Raw genomic sequence first — 3609 nt, 5'->3', positions numbered from 1 at the left:
TAAGCTGGCGGCACCTTCTAACCGGAATGACGCTTTGCGGAGCGAGGGCGATAAGCGAATTTGGAGCGGTCATAGTGCTGGCCTACTATCCTATGACCGCTCCCGTCCTCGTCTATCACAGGTTTGAAGGATACGGACTTGCATATTCAAGACCTGTTGCTGTACTATTAATACTCGTTTGTTTAGCTTCCTTTTTGGTATTAAGATGGTTGAGCTCAAGGGATTATCGGTAGAGTTTGAGGATTTCTCGCTTAAGGGAATAGATCTCAAAATCGAGGATGGAGAATTTTTCGTTATCCTCGGTCCATCTGGTGCAGGAAAAACCGTTTTACTCGAGACGATAGCGGGACTTTTCAAGCCCAAGAGTGGAAAAATATTTGTAGACGGTGTGGATATCACTGATTTTCCTCCGGAGAAGAGAGGGATATCTATAGTGTATCAAGACTATGCTCTCTTTCCTCATCTTACCGTCTATGAGAATATTCTCTTCCCGCTCAGATTTAGAAAGAGACAGAGGAGAGATCTTCTTGATCTAAGCGAGAAGCTTATAAAAAGCCTTAAAATAGAGAGTATACTTGATAGATATCCCGATCAGATAAGTGGAGGAGAGGCTCAAAGAGCCGCCCTGGCAAGAGCTCTAATAGTAAAACCTAAGCTTCTCCTGCTTGATGAGCCTTTAAGTGCCTTAGATCCGCCCTTGAGAGGAACCTTAGGTGAGCTGATTAAGAAAACAGTAGAGCAAACTAAGACAACCACGCTTATGGTTACACACAGCTTTGGTGAGGCAATGAGTATGGCATCGAGAATCGGTGTAATAAAGGATGGAAAAATTTATCAAGTAGGAAAACCTGATGAGGTTTTTTGGAAGCCAAACTCGGTGGAGGTAGCTGAATTTGTGGGAATGAAGAATCTCTTTAAAGCAGAAGTTAAAAACGGTGAGGTTTTACTTGAGGGGAAGATAAGGGTTGAAATTGGTTTCGTTCCTGAAAAGGAGAAATTTACCCTTGGAATAAGACCCGAGGATATAATAATTGCGCTTGAACCTGCAAAAACAAGTGCAAGGAATGTGCTCAGGGGAGAGATAAGGAATTTCATTCATAAGGGCTTCTTTTATGAAGTTGATGTTGATGTTGAAGGGATAGTATTTAAAGCGTCTATAACCCAATCGTCATTCGTTGAGATGAAGCTGAACGAGGTGGGTAAGGAGGTATATCTTCTTATTAAAGCTACTGCTTGGCATATAATCTAAAAAAGGGGTGGGGTGTCTCCCCACCCTTTTTAGAAGAGAAAGTTCAGATTTCTATCTTAGCACCAAGGACTTCCACGAATTTTCTTATCCATTCGGGATGAGCAGGCCAGGCAGGCGCAGTTATAAATATTCCGTCTACAACGGCGTTTGAGAACGTTTCATTCGGAGGTACATATGTAGCACCTGCGAGCTCTATCTCGGTCGCAACCGCAGGATAGGCGCAGATCTTCTTTTCTTTTATTACTCTCGCAGCTGTTAGAAGCTGTGGCCCATGGCATATAGCAGCTATAGGCTTTCCTGCTTCAGCAAATCTCTTAACGAGCTCCACCACCTTTTCATTCATTCTGAGATACTCTGGAGCTCTCCCACCTGGTATAACAAGTCCATCATAATCCTCAACCTTTACCTCATTAAAATCCTTGGTAATGGCGAAGAGATGTCCCGGCTTTTCCGTATAGGTTTGATCCCCTTCGAAATCGTGTATTGCCGTTTTTACCCTATCCCCCGGCTTTTTGTCAGGGCAGACGGTATCTACCTCATATCCCAGCATAAGAAGCATCTGGTAGGGAACCATAGCTTCATAGTCCTCCACAAAATCCCCCGCGAGGAGAAGTATCCTCTTGGGCATCCTATCTCGCTTCCTCCTTTCTTATTTTTGATATTATCCAGTCTACAAACTCATCTATTCCCTCCCCCGTTTCGCAGGACACCTCAAACACAGGCATATCCGGAGCAAGTTTTCTTATAGGTGAATAGAATCTTTCCTTATCGAATTTGAAGTAAGGAAGCATGTCTATCTTGTTTAGCACAATTCCTTTCGAGGCCTTAACTATCACTGGGTATTTTTCCGGTTTATCATCCCCCTCCGGAACGCTTAAGACCCCTATCTTGATATCTTCACCAAGGTCAAATGCCGTGGGGCATACCAGATTTCCAACATTCTCTATGAAGAGAATATCTATGCTTTCGAGAGGAAGCTCCTCAAGTGCCTTTCCAACGAGGTTTGCATCGAGATGGCAAGCTCCCTCCGTGTTTATTTGAACAACGGGTACATTTGTTTTAGCTATGACTTCAGCATCTCGCACTGTAGCAAGATCCCCCTCTATAACAGCTATGCGATAATATTTTTTTAGTTTCTCTATAATCTTGACTATCAGAGAAGTTTTTCCAGCTCCTGGTGAGCCAATAAAGTTAAAGCTCCTGATATCTCTCTCTTTTAAGATTCTCCTATTGGCTTCTGCAACTCTTATGCTGGCTTCAAGGATCTTCCTTACAACCTTTATTTCCATCCTCGATTTCGCCCTCCTCTATTTCAAGTCCTATGAGGTCAAATTCATTTCCTCCGCTTATATCTATTTCGTCGCTTCCGCATCTGGGACAGACTTCCCAGAAATCCTCAACGCTGAAATGAGCTCCGCAGTTCCGACAGTGTCCTTTAAACTCTACTTCTTCCAGCTCGAGAACAGCTCCTTCCGCTATCGTGCCCTCCGACAGGGATTTAACCGCGAAATCAAGAAGCTCTGGTACAACCCCCATAAGCTTACCCGCCCTGACTCTTATCCTGAGTATTCTGGATGCTCCATGCTTTTCAGCTTCCTCTAAAGCTACTTTTAAGAGAGATTCAGCTAACGAGAATTCATGCAAGTTATCCTCACCTCTAAGAAATGCTTTAGAAGCTTTTCCGCCTCCATTGCCAACCTCCTGGTTTCTGGCGTTAAGCCAGCCCCGAATGAAAAATCGTTTCCCTTAACGCTCAAAATCCATGCTTCAGGAGTTCTTTTGTAGAGTTCTTCTATAAGGAGAAGTATCTCCTCTGGTAAGAATTTAGAAGCCGCGAAGAGCTTAACCCTTCGCAGCCTTATCCTTCGCAAAGACCAGAGCTCGCCAGGATATACATTCGCATCTATGAATATGATGAGATTGCTATCCTTTATCTCTTCTATGATTTCTGGGATAAGCTGGTGAGCAAGAAAAACCTTGATTTTGTCAATATTTCGAAAACCTGTCCTGATTCTTGCTCCTATCCATATACCAACTCCGTCGTCTTTACGTGAATAGTTTCCATAACCTATTATAGATATCAGAGATCTCTCACCAGCTTCCTGAGCCCATTACCTTCTGAATCGTAGATCAAAACCTCAAGCGGCATTTTACCGAGAGCGTGAGTTGCACATGAAAGACATGGGTCATAGCATCTTATCGCCACCTCAACCATGTTAAGGAATCCTTCCTTAACATCCGGTCCCTTTATATACTCCTTTGCTACAAGCTCAACTGCTTTATTCATAGCATTGTTGTTGTTAACGGTTGCCACTATAAGGTTAGCTTTAATAATTTCTCCAGATTCGTTTATCTTATAG

The 3609-nt window shown here is 43.3% G+C and carries 7 protein-coding genes; 2 read left to right on the top strand and 5 right to left on the bottom strand.

All coding sequences use genetic code 11. The features are described from left to right. Together J7M13_01300 and J7M13_01295 are read left to right on the top strand one after the other, a co-directional pair. A partial coding sequence (locus tag J7M13_01300; GenBank protein MCD6362630.1) for a molybdenum ABC transporter permease occupies positions 1-233 on the top strand: 233 nt, incomplete at its 5' end. Then, on the top strand, positions 206-1249 hold the full coding sequence (locus J7M13_01295) for an ABC transporter ATP-binding protein (protein MCD6362629.1): 1044 nt from the start codon (positions 206-208) through the stop codon (positions 1247-1249). The genes J7M13_01300 and J7M13_01295, both read left to right, overlap by 28 nt. A 43-nt stretch (positions 1250-1292) precedes the next feature. Here J7M13_01295 and J7M13_01290 read toward each other — a convergent pair whose 3' ends face one another. The 5 genes from J7M13_01290 to J7M13_01270 form a co-directional block, all read right to left on the bottom strand. After that, positions 1293-1877 (bottom strand): DJ-1/PfpI family protein, encoded by a 585-nt coding sequence (locus tag J7M13_01290; protein ID MCD6362628.1) that lies wholly within the window; start codon positions 1875-1877, stop codon positions 1293-1295. A 1-nt stretch (position 1878) separates the two neighbouring features. Then, on the bottom strand, positions 1879-2538 hold the full coding sequence (hypB, locus tag J7M13_01285; GenBank protein MCD6362627.1) for a hydrogenase nickel incorporation protein HypB: 660 nt from the start codon (positions 2536-2538) through the stop codon (positions 1879-1881). Next, a complete protein-coding gene (hypA, locus tag J7M13_01280; GenBank protein ID MCD6362626.1) occupies positions 2507-2893 on the bottom strand; it encodes a hydrogenase maturation nickel metallochaperone HypA in 387 nt (128 codons plus the stop codon). The genes hypB and hypA overlap by 32 nt, the downstream gene beginning before the upstream one ends. Beyond that, positions 2875-3333 (bottom strand): hydrogenase maturation protease, encoded by a 459-nt coding sequence (locus J7M13_01275; protein ID MCD6362625.1) that lies wholly within the window; start codon positions 3331-3333, stop codon positions 2875-2877. Before J7M13_01275 ends, hypA begins: the two co-directional genes overlap by 19 nt. After that, the coding region (locus J7M13_01270; GenBank protein ID MCD6362624.1) for a Ni/Fe hydrogenase subunit alpha at positions 3330-3609 on the bottom strand (280 nt) is incomplete at its 5' end. The genes J7M13_01275 and J7M13_01270, both read right to left, overlap by 4 nt.

The sequence above is a fragment of the Synergistota bacterium genome (assembly GCA_021159885.1).
Classification (GTDB): Bacteria; Synergistota; GBS-1; order GBS-1; family GBS-1; genus AUK310.
Note: the sequence above shows the minus strand (reverse complement) of the source record. Positions and strands in the feature narration are given on the sequence as shown.

Excerpts from the sequence above, each read along its gene's own strand:
- J7M13_01295 (MCD6362629.1), top strand. The coding sequence starts at position 206 with ATGGTTGAGCTCAAGGGATTATCGGTAGAGTTTGAGGATTTCTCGCTT.
- hypB (MCD6362627.1), bottom strand. The coding sequence starts at position 2,538 with ATGGAAATAAAGGTTGTAAGGAAGATCCTTGAAGCCAGCATAAGAGTT.
- J7M13_01290 (MCD6362628.1), bottom strand. The coding sequence starts at position 1,877 with ATGCCCAAGAGGATACTTCTCCTCGCGGGGGATTTTGTGGAGGACTAT.